15 protein-coding genes are annotated in these 18,289 nt (G+C 42.1%); 9 read left to right on the forward strand and 6 right to left on the reverse strand.

From position 1 onward, the window contains the following. Window positions 1-993: a 6-phosphofructokinase gene (locus tag AC2CZC_RS00310; RefSeq protein WP_484583403.1), complete on the forward strand. Its 993-nt coding sequence runs from the start codon at window positions 1-3 to the stop codon at window positions 991-993. A gap of 11 nt (window positions 994-1,004) precedes the next feature. On the opposite strand, the gene nhaD is transcribed toward AC2CZC_RS00310, so the two are convergent. Next, window positions 1,005-2,450 carry a sodium:proton antiporter NhaD gene (gene nhaD / locus AC2CZC_RS00315; RefSeq protein WP_484583404.1) on the reverse strand — a complete coding sequence of 482 codons (1,446 nt, stop codon included), beginning with the start codon at window positions 2,448-2,450 and terminating at the stop codon, window positions 1,005-1,007. Between the two features lie 287 nt (window positions 2,451-2,737). After that, entirely contained in the window at window positions 2,738-3,667 is a 930-nt protein-coding gene (locus AC2CZC_RS00320; RefSeq protein WP_484583405.1) for a DUF368 domain-containing protein, read from the reverse strand. Between the two features lie 130 nt (window positions 3,668-3,797). Between AC2CZC_RS00320 and AC2CZC_RS00325 the strand changes: the two genes are divergently transcribed. Next, window positions 3,798-4,670, forward strand: a complete 873-nt coding sequence (locus tag AC2CZC_RS00325; protein WP_484583406.1) for a DUF3530 family protein — start codon at window positions 3,798-3,800, stop codon at window positions 4,668-4,670. 5 nt (window positions 4,671-4,675) lie between these two features. Here AC2CZC_RS00325 and djlA read toward each other — a convergent pair whose 3' ends face one another. From djlA to AC2CZC_RS00340, 3 genes are read right to left on the reverse strand one after another with little or no spacing between them, the layout of a single operon-like run. Further along, the gene (gene djlA / locus AC2CZC_RS00330; protein ID WP_484583407.1) at window positions 4,676-5,548 is read right to left on the reverse strand and encodes a co-chaperone DjlA; all 873 of its coding nucleotides are present in this window, start codon (window positions 5,546-5,548) and stop codon (window positions 4,676-4,678) included. After that, window positions 5,538-6,215, reverse strand: a complete 678-nt coding sequence (murU, locus tag AC2CZC_RS00335; RefSeq protein WP_484583408.1) for an N-acetylmuramate alpha-1-phosphate uridylyltransferase MurU — start codon at window positions 6,213-6,215, stop codon at window positions 5,538-5,540. Before murU ends, djlA begins: the two co-directional genes overlap by 11 nt. After that, complete coding sequence (locus AC2CZC_RS00340; RefSeq protein WP_484583409.1) at window positions 6,212-7,252, reverse strand: aminoglycoside phosphotransferase family protein; 1,041 nt, start codon at window positions 7,250-7,252, stop codon at window positions 6,212-6,214. Before AC2CZC_RS00340 ends, murU begins: the two co-directional genes overlap by 4 nt. A 96-nt stretch (window positions 7,253-7,348) precedes the next feature. Between AC2CZC_RS00340 and lptD the strand changes: the two genes are divergently transcribed. The 7 genes from lptD (at window position 7,349) to AC2CZC_RS00375 (ending at window position 16,026) form a co-directional block, all read left to right on the forward strand. Next, complete coding sequence (lptD, locus tag AC2CZC_RS00345) at window positions 7,349-9,604, forward strand: LPS assembly protein LptD (protein WP_484583410.1); 2,256 nt, start codon at window positions 7,349-7,351, stop codon at window positions 9,602-9,604. A 14-nt stretch (window positions 9,605-9,618) separates the two neighbouring features. Then, complete coding sequence (surA, locus tag AC2CZC_RS00350) at window positions 9,619-10,911, forward strand: peptidylprolyl isomerase SurA (protein ID WP_484583411.1); 1,293 nt, start codon at window positions 9,619-9,621, stop codon at window positions 10,909-10,911. Window positions 10,912-10,923: 12 nt separating this feature from the next. Continuing rightward, window positions 10,924-11,916, forward strand: a complete 993-nt coding sequence (gene pdxA, locus AC2CZC_RS00355) for a 4-hydroxythreonine-4-phosphate dehydrogenase PdxA (RefSeq protein ID WP_484583412.1) — start codon at window positions 10,924-10,926, stop codon at window positions 11,914-11,916. After that, window positions 11,913-12,719, forward strand: coding sequence for a 16S rRNA (adenine(1518)-N(6)/adenine(1519)-N(6))-dimethyltransferase RsmA (gene rsmA, locus AC2CZC_RS00360; RefSeq protein ID WP_484583413.1), 807 nt, complete (start codon window positions 11,913-11,915; stop codon window positions 12,717-12,719). The genes pdxA and rsmA overlap by 4 nt, the downstream gene beginning before the upstream one ends. Beyond that, window positions 12,703-13,092, forward strand: coding sequence for a Co2+/Mg2+ efflux protein ApaG (gene apaG, locus AC2CZC_RS00365; RefSeq protein ID WP_063361804.1), 390 nt, complete (start codon window positions 12,703-12,705; stop codon window positions 13,090-13,092). Before rsmA ends, apaG begins: the two co-directional genes overlap by 17 nt. A 2-nt stretch (window positions 13,093-13,094) precedes the next feature. Next, window positions 13,095-13,895, forward strand: a complete 801-nt coding sequence (locus AC2CZC_RS00370; protein WP_484583414.1) for a symmetrical bis(5'-nucleosyl)-tetraphosphatase — start codon at window positions 13,095-13,097, stop codon at window positions 13,893-13,895. Between the two features lie 115 nt (window positions 13,896-14,010). Further along, the gene (locus AC2CZC_RS00375) at window positions 14,011-16,026 is read left to right on the forward strand and encodes a methyl-accepting chemotaxis protein (RefSeq protein ID WP_484583415.1); all 2,016 of its coding nucleotides are present in this window, start codon (window positions 14,011-14,013) and stop codon (window positions 16,024-16,026) included. Between the two features lie 126 nt (window positions 16,027-16,152). On the opposite strand, the gene tkt is transcribed toward AC2CZC_RS00375, so the two are convergent. Next, window positions 16,153-18,144, reverse strand: coding sequence for a transketolase (tkt, locus tag AC2CZC_RS00380; protein ID WP_484583416.1), 1,992 nt, complete (start codon window positions 18,142-18,144; stop codon window positions 16,153-16,155). Between the last annotated feature and the right edge of the window lie 145 nt (window positions 18,145-18,289).

Consider the following 18,289-nt stretch of genomic DNA (forward strand, 5'->3'; position numbering starts at 1 on the left):
ATGAAACGCATAGCAATTATAACCAGTGGCGGCGATGCGCCTGGCATGAACGCTGTAATACGCGCGATTGTATTTTCATGCCATGATCAACATATCGAATGTCTCGGCTTTTACCATGGCTATAATGGCCTAATAAATGACGAGTTCATACTTCTAACGCCCGAGCGTGTTTCCCCCATTATCCAGCGCGGGGGCACCATTTTAAAAAGTGCTCGCTGTAAAGAGATGCATCAGGATGCAGGGGTAAAACAAGTTGCCAACACGCTCACAAAACACAAGGTAGATGCACTTATCGTCATCGGCGGGGATGGGTCGTTTAGAGGCATGATGGCACTACAGAGCTACTGGTCGGGTAACCTTATTGGTGTGCCCGCAACCATAGACAATGATATTGCTTGTACAGATAAAACGATTGGCTTTGCCAGTGCCGTTCATACGGCAACACAGGCTATAGATAAAATTCGTGACACAGCCAATGCATTTGAACGCGTTTTTATTGTCGAAGTCATGGGTCGTCGCAGTGGTCATATTGCATTTAATGTCGGCTTGGCAGCAGGTGCTGAAGCCATTCTTTCATTTGAGAACTGCAACCTCAAGCAATTAGAACAAGCTAAATCTCATCTAATAGCTCAAATACAATCGCAACTAGTAGAGCAACATACAGGCTTTGTGATTGTATTAGCTGAAAACCTCTGGCCCAACGGGCCCCATGGACTGCAACAAGCTTTAAAAGACACAGCTGACATTGAAAGCGCAGTGTGTGTATTGGGCTATATACAACGCGGTGGAAGCCCCTGCCCTGAGGATCGTATCTTAGCCACAGAGTTAGGTATTGAAGCGCTGAGAGCGGCAAAAAATAGTACAGGGATCATGGTGGGGAAAGTCAGTGGTCAAATATCGCGACATTGTATTATCAGAGCTACTGAGCAAAACAAGCCAGTAGACCAAGCACTGCACTCGGCCTACTACCATATATCTAAATTAAACCACTAACTAGACATCTGCTAGCCATAAATAGTGAATAAATCAGCATTTAACCAAAGATGCACTACAATGCTGGCAGCATAACCGAGTGCAATAACTGGGGTCCATTTTAAGTGGCCAAAAAAGGTGTAGTTACCCCTAGCTTGCCCCATTAAGGCTACCCCAGCAGCGGATCCGATAGAGAGTAGGCTTCCGCCTACACCTGCTGTCAAAGTTATCAGTAGCCATTGTCCATGAGACATTTCGGGTTGCATCGATAATACTGCAAACATAACAGGAATATTATCAATAACAGCAGAAATAACACCTAAGAAAACATTCGCTCCTGTTGCTGACCAGCCGCCATACAGCACATGAGACATGAGATTTAGATATCCTAAGAAGCCAAGCCCCCCAACACACATAACAATGCCGTAAAAGAACAGTAAAGTATCCCATTCAGCCCTTGATACTTTACTGAAGACATCAAAAGGCACAACACTACCGAGCTTTTTCAATCGCTCTTTATCGCCTTCACGCTCTGCCATTGCCATTTTACGAGCCAGAGACCCGGGCAATGTCACTCTCAAGAAATAACCGAAAAACTGTAAATACCCCAACCCCATCATCATGCCAAGCACAGGAGGTAAATGCAGTAAGCTATGGCACATTACTGCGGTAGCAACCGTGAGTAAGAAGAGCGTAAGAATACGCAGCGCACCGCGTTTAAGCTCGACACTTTCGCAGCTTGCTGCAGGTTTCTTATCTGCAACAAAAAAGCTCATAATCGCCGCTGGAACCACATAATTGGCGATCGATGGCACAAGTAAGACAAAAAACTCGTTAAATTTAACCATGCCAGCTTGCCACACCATCAAGGTGGTAATATCCCCAAAGGGACTAAATGCACCACCAGCATTTGCAGCCACAACAATATTTATACAGCTCAAATTAATGAACTTTTTATCGCCCTCTGCAACTTTCATCACCACAGCACACATAAGCAAAGCGGTCGTTAAGTTATCTGCAATTGGGGAGATAAAAAATGATAGAAATCCAGTTAACCAAAATAGGGTCTTATAATTAAATTCTTTTCTCACCATCCAAGCACGAAGCGCATCAAACAATCTGCGCTCTTCAAGCGCATTGATATAGGTCATCGCAACCAGTAAGAACAGCATCAACTCAGCAAACTCGAGTAAGTTATGACGAAACGCATGCTCAGTCGCATCCGGCATGCCTTGCTCAATGTAAAATGCACCAATTAAAATCCAGATTAAACCTGCAGCGACCAAGACAGGTTTGGATTTACGCATATGTAGCTTTTCTTCAAGCATCACCAGTGTATATGCAACGACAAAAATGGCGATACATACAAACCCTAGTGTATTAGCAGTTAAGTCGAGTTGGGTGGTAGAAGCGAACGCTGAGAAATTGATCCCCAGCAAACAGAACAATAGCAGGCAACTGATCCCTACAAGTTTCATTTCAAGGTGTTTCCTTGTTTAGTGAGTACATCTTCGCCAGAAAGTAACACACTTTTTACACTTGCGACATTGTACTCTAGTCTAATTTTACAGCTAGTTTACGAAACTACAGGTTAAAGCATGGCATTTTGCCTTGTATTACATGATAAACCACAAATGTGATTATATTGTTACTTTGAATTTATTGCATACCACAAAATAAGTATTGCGATGGGGTTAAAAATAAAGGAAGTAGTAAGAGTAGCACGTTGCATTTGAGCCTGATGAGCAACGTGCTGATGACGGAGTTAATCCTGATGACTAAGTTTATCCAGAACAAGGATTAGGCAGAGTCCAAATACAGCAAGTGCGATACAAATGCCTAATTGCGCATCTTGGCCTGTCAACTGAGAGAACTCCATAGGCGAGATATTTTTTTGCATCAATGGTTTCTCTACTCCACTTGAATTAACATAGGTAGAAACCACTTTTTTCCATGGCCACAACATATTAAGTGAGCCAATTAAAAAGCCAGCTAGCAATGCAAAAGTTACCTGTTCAAATCTTGCTAATAACCAAGATAAAAACCTTGAAAATACCATCAGTCCACATACACATCCCAGCAAAAACAAACCAATGAGCATAAACTCTCGTTCATTGACCGCAGTTAATACATGGCCGTACATACCCAGTAACAACAAAATAAAACTACCTGAGATACCTGGTAATATCATCGCGCAAATAGCGATGCTTCCAGCAGCAAAATAGAACCATGGCTGTGCTTGTGCTTCTGCTGGGCTTAACGATGTTATCATTACCGCAATTATCACACCCAATGTGCAACTGACAATATGCTGTAACTGCCAACGTTTAACTTGCTTGGCAATGTAAACAAATGAGGCAATGATCAATCCAAAAAAGAACGACCAGACAAAAGTTTGGTGGTGCTCGAGTAAATAAGCAATGATTTTTGATAAGGCTAAGGCACTTGTAAATAACCCTCCAAATACCGCAAGCAGAAAGTTACCATCGATATGTGACCATGCTTCTCTAATTTGGCCCTTTAAGACCATTTTTAATACTGTCACATCCACGCTTTTAATGGCTGCTAATAGGCGGGCATATATGCCTGTAATAAACGCCACGGTCCCGCCAGAAACACCGGGGACAAGGTCGGCAGCCCCCATGCCTGCTCCTTTAAAAAACAACCAAATGTAATCGCGCTTACTGTCTGCCATATTTAGACGTCCTCTCATTTCCATTACTGCATATTTGTCTATTGTATCAAATTCCCAAATTAAAATACTAAAGCTCAATGGCTTTTAGTCGATAGATAAACTAATTAATAGAGTTTTATTCGCTGGCACCATGAGAAAACAAACCAAGTTATGTTTGACACTTTATTTCAGTGTCATGTTTGCACTTAACAGTTTTAGTCAAGCAGCAGAGCATATTGCTCCCCCGCCAAAAACAGAGATCATCAAATCTGATCTAGGGTACTGGCTAGCTAATGACTCGTTTATAACCATCAAAGATGACGAACGAGAGGTTCCTGTGCTGTTTTCTGAGTATATGAGTGGCAGTAAGCGCGGTATTATCGTAATGCTTCCAGGGATTGAACAATCACCACTGCATGGCAATGGGTTAAGTTACCTAAGAGAAGCGCTTAACGATGATGGTTATGATACATACGTTATCCCATCTCCGGATCTGAATATCAACGCAAATATGATTCAAGACGGTATAGTCGATACAGAGCAAAACCAACCGAAGTCAAGGCAGCAAAATGTTGTTTCTTCTGTCAGTGAATCAGCGCTCAATGACTATAAGATGGAGTTAGTAGCGCGCTTCGATGCACTTTATAAGACACTGGCATTGAGAGAAAACGAACATATCGCCATTTTAGCTTTTGGTAACAGTGCAGGTCTGTTTGCAGAACACCTCGCAACACTGCCACAGATACGAGTAGATGCTTTGATCACTGTCAGTGCACAACTTGCCAACCCTAATAGGAACAAGCACCTTGCAGCCAGCCTCTCTTTAGTGAGTCCAGCATTATTAGATGTATTTTATTCTTATGATAACCCTGCTGTGCTCCATACGGTGAAAGATAGGCGCCGCTGGGCAAAAAGAAACAGTAAATACGATTACCGTCAAAGGCAGTTATTTGGTCAAAATACACAAAGAAACCAGCATTATCGGCTACAAAAAGAATTGTCAGGTTTTTTGCGACAATTATAACAACACTACTTTTTTAGGACCTCATAAGCTGCTTGTATATTTTGCGATTTTGCTTTTGCAACTTCCATCATATGCTCAGGTAAGCCCTGCGAAACCAATTTGTCTGGGTGATGCTGTGCCATAAGCTTACGATAAGCACGTTTTATTTCCTTCTCACTAGCTCCCTGCTCTAGCCCAAGTACAGCCAATGCTTGAATTCGAGAAATCTCAGGCTCAGGTGCCACTGTGTTGTGATGCGACTGTTGATATCCACTTCGGTGTGATTGATTAGACTGCCGATTGCTCTGCTGAGATTGCCACTGCGCACGCTGTTGGCGAAACTTAAATTCTGCCTGATAGCGTTTCAAGACAAAGTTAAAATGCTTCCCGCTAATACCTAAGTATTTACTTACCAACTTCAAAAGCTCTAGCTCTTTAGCTGATAGATGACCATCAGAAAAAGCCATTTGGATTTGGATTTCCAAAAATAACTGTAGTAAATCGTATCGCCTAGCAAAAGCTTCTTTAAAATCGTGTACCGACTCTTTAATGGAAAATTCAGCATGTTTACCGGCATTAAAGGCACTTTGCGCCTCTCTTCTATCATCTCCGTGCAAGGCCATTTCATCCATAAAGGCAGAAGCAGCTTGGATATGTACTTCACTGACTCTACCATTTGATTTTGCAATATGCCCCATCACAGCAAAGCAGCTAGAAAAAAACAGTGCCTGACGTTCGTTAAGGTCATCACCACTAAAAAAACCTTGAAAACCACCAGCTTTATCGAAGTCTTGTTTTAAGCTTTTATCAAACAGATGACCCAGATAGCAACCTAAAATCGCGCCTAACCATTTGCCAAACAAGAAGCCAAAGCCTGCACCTATCAGCTTACCCCACATCACAAGACTCCATCACGATGTTAATTTCCTTAAGTCTTTCAGGTGTGCCAATGTCATGCCACGGACCTAAAAACAGCTCGCAAGATAACATATGCTCCTCTATCGCTGCTCGCAACATCGGGCCAAGCGGCCTTTTTGAAATCGTCACATCTTTAAAAAAATCTTTGTGATACAAACCTATGCCAGAAAATGTATAGGTCTGTTCATTGAGTGGCTGATGCGTTAAACGAAAATCGCCATCGGGGTTATGTGTAGGGTTTTCGACCAGTACAATGTGTGCCTCACCAGACATAAGCTGCAACTGAGTCAACGCATGCAGGTCATAATCGGTAAAGATATCACCGTTAATAACCACAAAAACATCTTCCTCTATACATAATTTAGGTAGTGCCATAGCAATACCCCCAGCTGTTTCAAGCCCGCCTTCAGGTTCATGGCTATACTCGATGCGCATACCCAACTGGCTACCATCACCGAAATGTTGTTCGATCTTTTCACCTTGCCACGCTAGATTAATGACAACTTGATCAATACCTGCACGCTTTAGTCGCTCAAGGTGATACGCAATCAAAGGCTTGCCTGCCACTGTTAACATGGGTTTTGGCATCTGTGCAGTTAAAGGCATCATACGTTGGCCTCGCCCAGCAGCTAGGATCATTGCTTTCATAAAGACTCTGCTAGTTTATCTTGTACCATAGGTATTATCTCGGATTGAAGCCAAGTTGCAAGCCATTGATAATCCGCATATGCACCAGCTGCTTCCACAATATAATCTAGGGTAGGTAAAATATTGGGTAAGTATCCAGGCTTACCATCACGTAGATTTAACCGAGCAAAAATGCCTGCTGCTTTTAAATGCCTTTGAAGGCCTGTAAGGTTAAAGTAATCAACATATTGCGTATACTCAATACCATCTAGAAGCCCATTACTAAATAGTTGCTGATAACTGACTTTTTTTAAACGTTCAAATTCGTCTGCTGGCAGCTTTACGTAACAGTCTTTAAGTAATGAAACGGCGTCGTAACATACAGGACCCATGACCGCATCTTGATAGTCTATTAAGCGACCTTCTCCTTGATGATACATTACATTTCGACTGTGAAAGTCACGATGCATGACAACTTGTGGTTGAGCCAACATACACTGCATTAGACTCTCGGTTAACTGCTGCCACCTGCCCGCTTTTTCATCATCCAATGCGTAACCAAGCCATTTTTCTAATAACCAAGATTTAAAAATATCCATTTCTTGTAAAATAAATGCCGAATCATATTCTTTCATCCATTGCGATGCAGGTAGTTTTGCTATTTGGGGCAGCCAAGACAATAGTGTCAGGTAATGCGCTTCTCTGTGCTCAGATTCGATAAGGTCAGCAAGATGGATCGCCCCCAGGTCTTCAAGTAAAACAAACCCTAATTTATCATCAAAAGCCAACACTTCTGGCACAGTAAGACCACCTTCGGCAAAGACCTCATTTAAATGCACAAATTCACAAACAGTGCCTTTTTCAGGTGGCACATCCATCAAAATAAAATGAGCCTCAGCAGTTTGAATGCGAAAGTAAAGCCTAAAGCTTGCATCGCCTGTGATAGCGGTAATATCGAACTCACCAATATCACCAAACAGGCGCTTGAACTGGGTTTCAATAAACTGTTGTCTGTGATGTTCTCTTTCTAATCTGTCCGATGGAGTAAAACTCGCCATATTTTCACCAATTACTGATCTTAATTACTGTATTTAACACTGTTTTCATTTATCATGTCTTGCTGAATCGTGGTGCAAGGTAGACAAGGTCGATAAATGAGCAAAAATTGGGGCATTTTAGTCCTACCCCTTATTAGTACACAGGTTTTCGCTAATTCGAACACTGTTGGCGGACTCTGTAAAGACTATCTGCAGCCAAAAGACTGGCAACCTATGGAAGGTATACTGCCAGACACCATCGATATTCAAGCAAATAAAGTTGAACTGCAAGGCACTGACAGTGCAGAATTTTCTGGTGATGTTGAGGTCAATACTAATGCAATGTCTGTCACTGCACAAAGCGCATTGGTCGACAAGCGTAAAGGCCTTCTAAATGCCTCAGGGCCATTGCTATTTCAAGATGACTATACAACGGTTGATAGCACGGGCATGTATGCAGATCTCAACAGAAGCGAATTTAGCTTGCTCGGCGCACAATATCAATTAACCCAACAGCAGGGTAAAGGAAAAGCCGAGAAATTACGCGCGACCAGCACTCAAGTAGATTTATTTAATTCAAGCTTTACGACATGTCCTGGCCAGTCACCATTTTGGCAAATTGAAGCAAGTACAATCACACTAGATAAAGAAAAAGGTTGGGGCGAAACGTACAACACCGTATTAAAAATATTAAACACCCCAGTCGTCTATGTTCCTTATTTTACGTTTCCAATCGATGATAAAAGAAAATCAGGACTCTTAACGCCAACTTTATCAAGCTCAAACCGTTATGGTATCGAGATCGTCACCCCCTATTACTTTAATCTGGCAGAAAACTACGACGCGTTACTCACACCCAGATATATGTCAAATAAAGGGCTGCAATTGCAAGCTGAGTTTAGGTATTTGACCGAACAACATACAGGTACGCTGGCAACAGAAATACTCACCAACGATAAATCAGAACCCAATCTAGATGAGCGATACTTAGTACACTGGCAACAGAAAAGCTATTTCAATGACTTTTGGCGTGCCAATTTTGATGTAACCAATGTCAGCGATGATAACTATCTAACCGATCTTGGCTCTAGCTACGCCAATCAGACAGATACACAGTTAGCTAGAAAGGGCCAACTAAGTTACCTTGGCGAAGACTGGCTCGTCGACCTGCAATTGCAAAATTTTGAAGTGTTAGGCAATCATGCGGAATCGTATTCTGCATTCCCTGAAATTACGATAAAAAACCGTATCCCTGAAGAATACCTTGGTCTAGACTGGCAGTTCACTGGGCAAATGAGTCATTTCAAAAATAGCGATGCAACAATTACAGATGCAACACGTGTTCATCTTGAGCCAAGTGTCACCTATAACATCAGTGACTATGCATGGTCATTTGATTCAAAACTAGCATTATTACACACACATTATGAGCAAAATGGTGATTTTAATGATAGTGAATTTAAAGACTCAACGTCCCGAACACTGCCACAGGTGAGGCTGCATGGGCAATTAAATTTGGAGCGCAGTACACACTTTCTTCTAAACGATGGAACACAAACGCTAGAACCACAGATCCAGTATTTATATACACCAGAGAAAGACCAGAGCAAAATAGGGTCTTACGATACTGTGAAAATGCAAGATGACTTTTTTGGTTTGTTCAGAGAACGTCGCTTTTCTGGCGTTGATTACATTTCAGAAGCAAACCAAGTTACGTTAGGTGCTACTACTCGCTTATTAGATGATAAAAATACTGAGCGCTTTAGCTTAAGTGTCGGCCAAATTATCTATTTAAGTGACTCTGTCAAACCAACAGAAAATACACTTAATAACCGCTTTGGCGATAACAATTATAATGCACTGTTCGCCGCAGAAACCAAAATTCACTGGCACCCAAGATGGTATTTCTCTGGTGGAATACAATATGACGCAGACGAAAAAGATTTGATCCGCTCACACATGACAATTGATTATCGAGGTAATAATAAAAAACTGGTACAGTTGAACCATCACTACGTAAACGATGTCTCAGGTAATGAGATTGATCAGGTGGGCGTATTTACCAGTTTACCAATTGATAATAACTGGCAAGTTGTTGCGAGCTATCATCGTGATTTGACAAGTAAGCGAAGCGTAGAAGTATTTGCTGGTCTACAGTACGAATCTTGCTGTTGGGCTATTCAAATTACAGGAAACAGAACAATTGAAACTGATTTGAATCAATCCACCAATTTTCAAGACCCCGTTTTCGACTCAAGCATAAACTTTAATTTTGTGCTAAAAGGGTTGGGAAGTAAGTCGAGATATGATGCGAGCCATTTACTTAAACAAGGTATCTTTGGCTACCGTAGGCCCTATTTTTTAAATAATTAACAACAAAGACTCTTATGAATTTCAAAAAGCTGTTACTCATTCCCGTATTAAGTGTTGCGCTGTGTCAGCCAGCATTTGCAGAACGTATACAAATTGACAAAGTCGTTGCCACAGTTAATGATGGTGTTGTACTTCAAAGTGAAGTTGACCAAATTTTAAACCGAGTTAAAGAGCAAGCAAGTCAGCAAGGTACGGAGCTACCCTCAGATAAAGTTTTACGTATTCAAGCAACTGACAAACTCATTGATGAAACCCTTATCCTGCAACTTGCTAATCGCATGGGCATGATCATTTCGGATGCCCACCTAGACCAAACCCTAGCAAATATTGCCAAAGAGCAAGGCGGCACAATAAGTGATCTACGTCGGTCAGTTGAAGAAGCTGGAGATAGCTTTCAAGCCTATAGAGAAGAAATAAGAAAAGAGATCACAATAAGCCAAGTTAAGCGTAGTGCCGTTGATAGAAGAGTGTATATCAGCCCACAAGAGATAGATAACTTAAATAAAATTCTAGAGCAGCAAAGCGGCCAAAGTGAAGAGTACAATATCGGCCACATCCTCATTAAGATTGATGGTAAAGCAAATCCTGAAGAAGTCGAAGATGCGAGAAAGCGCGCAGAAAATGTAATTAAGTTCTTAAATGAAGGAAAAGAATTTAAGCGTATCGCAATCGCTTCATCGGGCGGTGCAAATGCATTAGATGGTGGCCAACTTGGTTGGATGGGCATCAATGAAATGCCAACATTATTTGCTGAGGCAATTAAAGGGAAGAAAAAAGATGAACTAGTTGGCCCTCTTCGCTCTGGCGCTGGTTTTCATATTGTTAAGGTCCAAGATGTACGTGGCCGAGAAGTTGTAGAGACAGTTGAAGTACGTTCTCGACATATCTTATTGAAGCCATCAATTATTTTGAGTGAAGAGAAAGCCCGCGATATGCTGGCTGGGTTTGTGGCAGATTTAAGAGCAGGCAAAGCCGATTTTGCAGAACTAGCAAAAGCACACTCTGAAGATCCTGGTTCTGCGTTAAAAGGTGGTGAATATGATTGGACAGATCCATCAACTTACGTACCTGCTTTCAGAGATACTCTACTGGGCCTTGAGCAAAATGAGGTAAGTGAGCCATTTCGCAGTACATTTGGTTGGCATATTGTAGAACTTCTAGACAAACGCGTAGCTGATAAAACAGAGCAAGCGAAAATGAATCGAGCTCACCAGCTATTATTCAGAAGAAAATTCAAAGAAGAAAGCTTCAAATGGATGAGAGAAATGCGAGAGCAAGCTCACGTTGAAGTTCTTGATAGCAAATAAAGAAGAGCACATATGAGCTTGAGAATAGCAATTACGCCTGGTGAGCCAGCTGGAATTGGCCCTGACTTGGTAATCAAATTAGCACAACAAAGCTGGCCTGCCCAGCTTGTCGCTGTTGTTGATCGCACCATCTTAGAACAAAGAGCAAATGAGCTTGGTTTAGATATTGAACTACTTGCATTTGACCCTCAAGAACCCATCAAGCCTGCTGCAGCAAAGCAACTATATTATCTTCAGGTTGATAAAGGTTGTGACGTCGTTCCAGGACAACTGGATGAGCAAAATGGACAATATGTCTTAGATACATTACGTATTGCCTCAGAAAAAAATATGGATGGTACCTTTGATGCCGTTGTGACAGGCCCTGTTCATAAAGGCATTATCAATCGAGCTGGCATCTCGTTCAGTGGACATACAGAATATTTCGCTCACCAGTCAAATACACCCGATGTTGTTATGATGCTTGCAACAACAGGTCTACGAGTAGCACTGGCGACCACGCATATTCCTCTCGCGTATGTTTCTAAAGCAATTACACAAGAGCGACTCACCAAAGTCGCTAATATCTTATACCATGACTTACAAACTAAGTTTGGTGTACAGGACCCGCGTATACTTGTTTGTGGATTGAACCCACACGCAGGCGAAGGTGGACATTTAGGTAATGAGGAAATCGATACCATCTCACCCGTATTGGAAAAGCTTAACAACGAAGGTAAAAACTTCATTGGTCCACTCCCTGCGGATACGCTTTTCCAAGCTAAGTATCTTGATAATGCGGATGCGGTACTGGCGATGTATCACGATCAAGGATTACCTGTGTTAAAATATAAAGGATTTGGTAACTCAGTTAATATCACTTTGGGATTGCCTTTTATCAGAACTTCCGTTGATCATGGCACAGCCCTTGACTTGGCAGCATCCGGAGATGTTGAAGTTGGTAGTTTTGAACTGGCAATTCACGAAGCAATTAAGCTTGCAAGCAAGAAAATACAGAATTCATGACAGATAAAGTACATTTGGGCCACCGAGCCCGTAAAAGATTCGGCCAAAACTTTTTAAATGATGACAACATCATCGATAAGATAGTTACGGCGATAGATCCAATACCTAACGACAACCTCGTTGAAATTGGCCCAGGTCTTGGTGCAATCACCGAGCCAGTCGTTGAGCTCAGCGGTAAGTTGACAGTTGTTGAACTAGATAGAGATCTTGCAGAGCGTCTCATTGCTCACCCAACAATGGGCAGTAAACTCAACGTTCATCAGGGCGATGCAATGAAGTTTGACTTCTCTAGCCTGGTTAGTGAAACAGCAAAGTTAAAGATATTTGGCAACTTACCATACAACGTTTCAACGCCTCTATTATTCCATCTTTTTGAGTTTGCGGACCATGTTGAACACATGCATTTTATGCTGCAAAAAGAGGTAGTGAATAGAATGGTCGCAGGACCAGGTTCTAAGGCCTATGGTCGATTAAGTGTGATGACACAATATTACTGCCATGCTATGCCAGTCATAGAAGTGCCACCTACCTGTTTCAAACCTGCGCCAAAGGTTGACTCGGCAGTGGTAAGGCTGATCCCTAAAGATGCAAGTCAACGCAGTGCAAAAAGCACCAAAATACTCAATACCGTTTGTCTTGAGGCATTTAACCAAAGACGTAAAACTCTGCGAAATAGCCTCTCAAATTTACTTACAGTAGAAGAGATAACACAGCTTGGGATTGATCCGTCACTGCGTGCGGAAAATATCTCCCTTTCTCAATTTATTGAAATCGCAAACTGGATCTATGACAACAAACAGTGAAATAGGCACACCAATAAAAGTCTCGGTTGAGACATTTTATGTGGAAGCACAATCTCAACCAGAAAAAGACAAGTATGTTTTTGCTTACACTATCACCATCAAGAACCATAGCCTTTGTAGCGCAAAGCTTGAAAGCCGTTATTGGTTAATCACTGATGCAAATGGCAAAGAAACAGAGGTTGAGGGAGAAGGTGTTGTTGGTGAGCAACCAACGATTCGCCCTGGAGAAAGCTATCAATATACCAGTGGTGCAGTTTTAGACACTCCTGTAGGTACTATGGAAGGCTACTACTTGATGCGCAATGAATTTGGGTCTGAATTCAAAGCACCTATTAAAGTGTTTAGGCTTAATCGTCCAGATATATTGCACTGATAATGGCGAGCTACGTAATTGGTGATTTACAAGGGTGCTATACGCAATTTAAACAGCTTTTAGCGCTTGTCGACTTTAACCCAAGTCAAGATCACTTGTATTTGGTTGGGGATCTGGTTGCACGTGGACCTGACTCCCTAGCCTGTATGCAATACGTATATTCATTACAAAACTCAGTCACCGTGACTTTGGGTAATCATGACCTACACTTGATGTCGACAGTGCTTAATGCCAAACAAGCCAACCCCAAAGATAAACTAGACGCATTAATATCAAGTACGTCACTGACCACGTATTTAGCTTTTTTGCAGTCACAACCTTTATGTACATATTTACCAGAGTTCGATTGTTTTATTTCACATGCAGGAATACATCCTCATTGGAATATTGAGCAAGCCATCAAGTTGTCAAAATGGGGACAATCTTGTTATCAAGGCGCTAACTCTGCGCGATTTTTAGCAAATATGTACGGTAAAAACTCAAATATTGATTTACCAGACGACGATCCGCAAATTAAATTTAATACCATAGTCAATGTGTTCACACGAATGCGTTTTTTAACGCCAAATTGGCTGCTCGATTTTGATAATAAGGGCACGCTTAAAGACAGTGAGCAATTACAGCCTTGGTTTACACATCCACGCTTTAAAACAAGCCAAACTCGTTTCATTTTTGGCCACTGGGCAGCATTAGAAGGGAAAACCTCCCTAGATCAAGTCATTGCTTTAGACACAGGATGCGTCTGGGGTGGCCCAATGACTTTGCTTAATTTGTCTACAAACGAACAAATTACCAGCAATTAATTAAAACCTATCCGTTTTTACTGAATTTTATATTCACATCTGCTATAAAATACTTAACTAATGCGCAATAAATCCGATAAGTGGTTGTACTGCTTTAACTTGATGGTATGTTTGTATGAATTTAACCGTTAGCCAACGTATTTGGGGTGGCTTTATAATAATTACCCTACTTTTATTGTCCATCGGAGTGAACTCGCTGCTCAGGATCGCAAATATCGATAGTTCAACTCAGCTGGTCAACAATCTTTCTCTTCCCGCGCTAGATAGGAGCGCAGCTTTACAAATTGAATTTACTCAAATGAGTAAAATCGCCCAAGCTAGTTTTTACACGCAATCCAGTGACGAGTTGGGTAGTTTAAAATCTGCTTTTAATGCACGTCAAAAAACCTTTGAGCAAAGTTATTCTGCTCTGAACCAGATTGTCCAAGACGAACCAACATTGTCCGGCAGCAGCCAGGATGTCGCTAAAAGTTTCGGTACGTTCTCTAAATCGGTTACTTCCCTATTTGCCGACAAATCACTTGAAATGAGTTTAAATAAACAACTTATAGCGCAATTAGAGGAAGCAGAAATTGCCGCTGACGATGCCGCTACGGTTGTGGTTGATATCTTAGACTTGGATAGCTTTGAGTCGCTAAACTCACGCGCATATCAAGCCGCCAATAAATTAGAAAACTCTTTTAGTTCATTGGCTACCAGCAGTGCTGATATACTCACTATCAATGAGTCAAGCACCTTAGATATCGTCAAAAAAGAGCAAAGCTACGTATTTGAGGATATTGATCGTAATATTGAACTAATGCGCTCGACCGTTGCGCAACTGGATGAAGACTTGCTCAATGACCTTGACTCATACTATGAAGCGCTCAAAGAGCAACTTCAGGGTAGTGACAGTATTGCAAACAATCGCCAACGCTTAATCACAGCGCGTATCAATACACAAAATGAGCTTAATAGCGCAGAACAGGCAACTAAAAAAGCACTTGAACAACTCGGTGAGCTTGTTGCGCAATCAAAACAGTTAGCGTTTGAAATCCAAAGCGAAGTGACTGAGGATGTGTCATCGGCCAATATTGCGACCTGGACGGGTATGATTGCCGCAACTTTACTGGCGATTGGTATTGCTTATTTCACTGTTAGCCGAATCACTAAACCACTTGCAGAAGTAAACCGCGTACTAGATATCGTTGCCAGAGGTGATATGACACACTCGCTTGATGCCTCTGCAAAAGATGAATTCGGAGAACTAGCACAAAGCTGTAATACGCTAATAGCCAGTTTAAAAGAATTGATCACAGGCATCGTTTCGCGCTCAACACAGTTGGCAGCGGCGTCAGAGCAAACTTCAGCAATTACTTCAGAGTCTAGCCACGCAATAAAGAGCCAACAATCTCAAGTTGAACAAGCCGCGACAGCAACAACAGAAATGAGCAGTACGGCACACGGTGTGAGTAACAGTGCTCATCAGGCACTTGATGAAATTAAAAACGCAGATCAAGAAGCTGAGCGCGTTAAGGGCATCTCACATGACAACAAGAGAACGATTGAGCAGCTGGCACATGAAGTAGAAGAGGTTTCTACCGTTATCAATAAACTCCACCATGATAGCTCTGCTATTGGCGGGATCTTGGATGTTATTCGCGGAATTGCTGAACAAACTAACTTACTCGCGCTCAATGCTGCAATTGAGGCTGCTCGTGCAGGTGAGCAAGGCCGTGGCTTTGCAGTAGTTGCAGACGAGGTACGCTCTTTGGCAAGTAAAACACAAGAATCAACCCAAGAGATCCAATCAATGATTGAATCATTGCAAGCTGGGGCTGAAGAAGCGGTTACCGCAATGTCAAAAGGACAACAGCAAGCAGAATCATGTGTGGCTCAGAGCGATATCGCCAACGAAGCGCTGAACTCTATCACTGATGCTGTCTCAAGAGCACACGATGTGAGTGAGGAAATTGCAACTGCAGCAAACGAACAGCAGCAAGTATCTCAAGAGATAAGCGAACGCCTTGAGTCAATCGTAACGATTGCTGAGCAAACAGCTGAAGGGGCAAATCAAACCTCAACTTCTAGCTCGGAAGTCGCTAAGCTTGCTGAAGAGTTACGTCAATCTGTATCACAGTTTAGAGTGTAAATAGACTGACTTAATTATGCGATAAGTCCATTTTTGTCATTTGGGCTTATCGTTTAAAAATACAAAGTAAAACTTATGCACAAAAAAACCGCCCTGTTGGGCGGTTTTTTAATTTCTTAAACGCGATTAAAACAAAGCGTTTGCTTTGGCGACTACGTTTTCAACAGTAAAGCCAAAGTGCTTGAATAGCTCACCAGCAGGTGCCGATTCACCAAAGGTGCTCATACCAACAATAGCACCGTTTAAACCCACATACTTGTACCAGAAATCTTCAATGCCCGCTTCAATTGCAACTCGACGAGTTATCGATGCAGGTAATACTGATTCTTTATACTCTGGAGATTGCGCATCAAATACATCTGTTGAAGGCATTGAAACAACACGTACTTTTTTACCTTCTTGACGTAATTGCTCTGCTGCTTCTACAGCCAATTGAACTTCTGAGCCGGTTGCGATAAGAATAACCTCAGGGTTTGTATCACAACTTAACACATAGCCACCGCACTTAATTGCAGCAACTTGTTCTTCAGTACGAGCTTGCTGTGCAAGACCTTGACGCGTAAATACTAAAGATGTAGGACCGTCTTTACGCTCAATCGCTTGCTGCCATGATACTGCTGACTCAACCTGATCACATGGACGCCAGCTAACTAAGTTAGGTGTCAAACGCATATTAGCAAGTTGCTCTACAGGTTGGTGTGTCGGTCCATCTTCACCTAGACCAATTGAATCATGCGTATAAACAAAGATACTTGGTTGCTTCATTAATGCAGCCATACGCACGGCATTACGTGCATATTCCATGAACATTAGGAATGTAGCACCGTAAGGAATAAAGCCTTTATGTAGGGCAATACCATTCATGATTGCAGACATACCAAACTCACGCACACCGTAGAAAATATAGTTGCCTGATGCGTCATCCGCAGTTAGACCTTTAGAGCCTTCCCAAATTGTTAGGTTAGAGCCTGCAAGGTCTGCTGAACCACCCATAAACTCTGGTAAAATTGGACCAAATGCATTTAGTGCATTTTGCGACGCCTTACGTGTTGCAGGGTTAGCAGGGGTTGCCTGTAACTCAGCAATATAAGCTTCGGTTTGCTCAGTCCAATTAGCAGGTAATTCACCTTTGGTACGACGCTCAAACTCAGCAGCAAGCTCTGGATAATGCATCTGGTACTCTGTAAATTTAACCAACCATTCGCTTTGAATTTGTTGGCCGTGTGCCGCACCATTCCATTTAGCGTAAACATCTTCAGGGATCTCGAAAGCATCATGCTTCCAACCTAAAAACTCACGCGCTGCTTTAATTTCATCATCACCTAATGGCGCACCGTGACAGTCATGGCTACCTGATTTGTTAGGTGAGCCGTAACCAATAACCGTTTTACAACAAATCAACGTTGGCTTGCCTGTTTCAGCTCGCGCAGCTTCAATCGCTTCTTTAATAGCTTCGCTATCATGACCATCCACAGCTGGAATAACATGCCAACCATAAGACTCAAAGCGCTTAGGTGTATCATCACTGAACCACCCTTCAACTTCACCGTCAATTGAAATGCCATTGTCATCCCAAAATGCGATTAACTTACCTAGCCCTAGAGTGCCCGCCAGTGAGCACGCTTCGTGAGAGATGCCTTCCATCAGACAGCCATCACCTAAAAATGCATAAGTAAAGTGGTTTACAATATCGTATTCATCACGGTTAAATTGTGCCGCAAGTGCCTTTTCGGCAATTGCCATACCAACAGCATTTGTAATGCCTTGTCCTAGAGGACCCGTTGTAGTTTCGATACCTGGTGCATACCCATATTCAGGGTGGCCAGGTGTTTTAGAGTGCATCTGACGGAAATTTTTTAAATCATCAATCGATAACTCATAACCGCTCAAGTGTAATAAAGAATAAATTAACATTGAGCCGTGACCATTTGATAATACAAATCTGTCTCTATCTACCCACTCAGGATTATTCGGGTTGTGCTTCAAATAATCGCGCCAAAGTACCTCTGCGATGTCTGCCATGCCCATGGGTGCCCCTGGGTGGCCTGATTTAGCCTTTTGTACAGCGTCCATGGATAGAACGCGAATTGCGTTTGCAAGTTCTTTGCGAGATGGCATGGATTCTCCTACCTTTAAGTGTTTGCACGGTGGTTTTAAAGGCCCATTCTTACTTAATAAAATAACCACTGCAATTAAAATCACAATAAAAGTTATAAATTCACATTGTTTTTAATGCACAAAATGCAACTATCTAAAAATAGAC

The sequence above is a fragment of the Pseudoalteromonas sp. MMG033 genome, assembly GCF_057197785.1.

Excerpts from the sequence above, each read along its gene's own strand:
- djlA (WP_484583407.1), bottom strand. The coding sequence starts at position 5,548 with ATGTGGGGTAAGCTGATAGGTGCAGGCTTTGGCTTCTTGTTTGGCAAA.
- AC2CZC_RS00320 (WP_484583405.1), bottom strand. The coding sequence starts at position 3,667 with ATGGCAGACAGTAAGCGCGATTACATTTGGTTGTTTTTTAAAGGAGCA.
- murU (WP_484583408.1), bottom strand. The coding sequence starts at position 6,215 with ATGAAAGCAATGATCCTAGCTGCTGGGCGAGGCCAACGTATGATGCCT.
- surA (WP_484583411.1), top strand. The coding sequence starts at position 9,619 with ATGAATTTCAAAAAGCTGTTACTCATTCCCGTATTAAGTGTTGCGCTG.
- tkt (WP_484583416.1), bottom strand. The coding sequence starts at position 18,144 with ATGCCATCTCGCAAAGAACTTGCAAACGCAATTCGCGTTCTATCCATG.
- apaG (WP_063361804.1), top strand. The coding sequence starts at position 12,703 with ATGACAACAAACAGTGAAATAGGCACACCAATAAAAGTCTCGGTTGAG.
- AC2CZC_RS00310 (WP_484583403.1), top strand. The coding sequence starts at position 1 with ATGAAACGCATAGCAATTATAACCAGTGGCGGCGATGCGCCTGGCATG.
- AC2CZC_RS00340 (WP_484583409.1), bottom strand. The coding sequence starts at position 7,252 with ATGGCGAGTTTTACTCCATCGGACAGATTAGAAAGAGAACATCACAGA.
- lptD (WP_484583410.1), top strand. The coding sequence starts at position 7,349 with ATGAGCAAAAATTGGGGCATTTTAGTCCTACCCCTTATTAGTACACAG.
- rsmA (WP_484583413.1), top strand. The coding sequence starts at position 11,913 with ATGACAGATAAAGTACATTTGGGCCACCGAGCCCGTAAAAGATTCGGC.
- nhaD (WP_484583404.1), bottom strand. The coding sequence starts at position 2,450 with ATGAAACTTGTAGGGATCAGTTGCCTGCTATTGTTCTGTTTGCTGGGG.
- AC2CZC_RS00325 (WP_484583406.1), top strand. The coding sequence starts at position 3,798 with ATGAGAAAACAAACCAAGTTATGTTTGACACTTTATTTCAGTGTCATG.
- AC2CZC_RS00375 (WP_484583415.1), top strand. The coding sequence starts at position 14,011 with ATGAATTTAACCGTTAGCCAACGTATTTGGGGTGGCTTTATAATAATT.
- AC2CZC_RS00370 (WP_484583414.1), top strand. The coding sequence starts at position 13,095 with ATGGCGAGCTACGTAATTGGTGATTTACAAGGGTGCTATACGCAATTT.
- pdxA (WP_484583412.1), top strand. The coding sequence starts at position 10,924 with ATGAGCTTGAGAATAGCAATTACGCCTGGTGAGCCAGCTGGAATTGGC.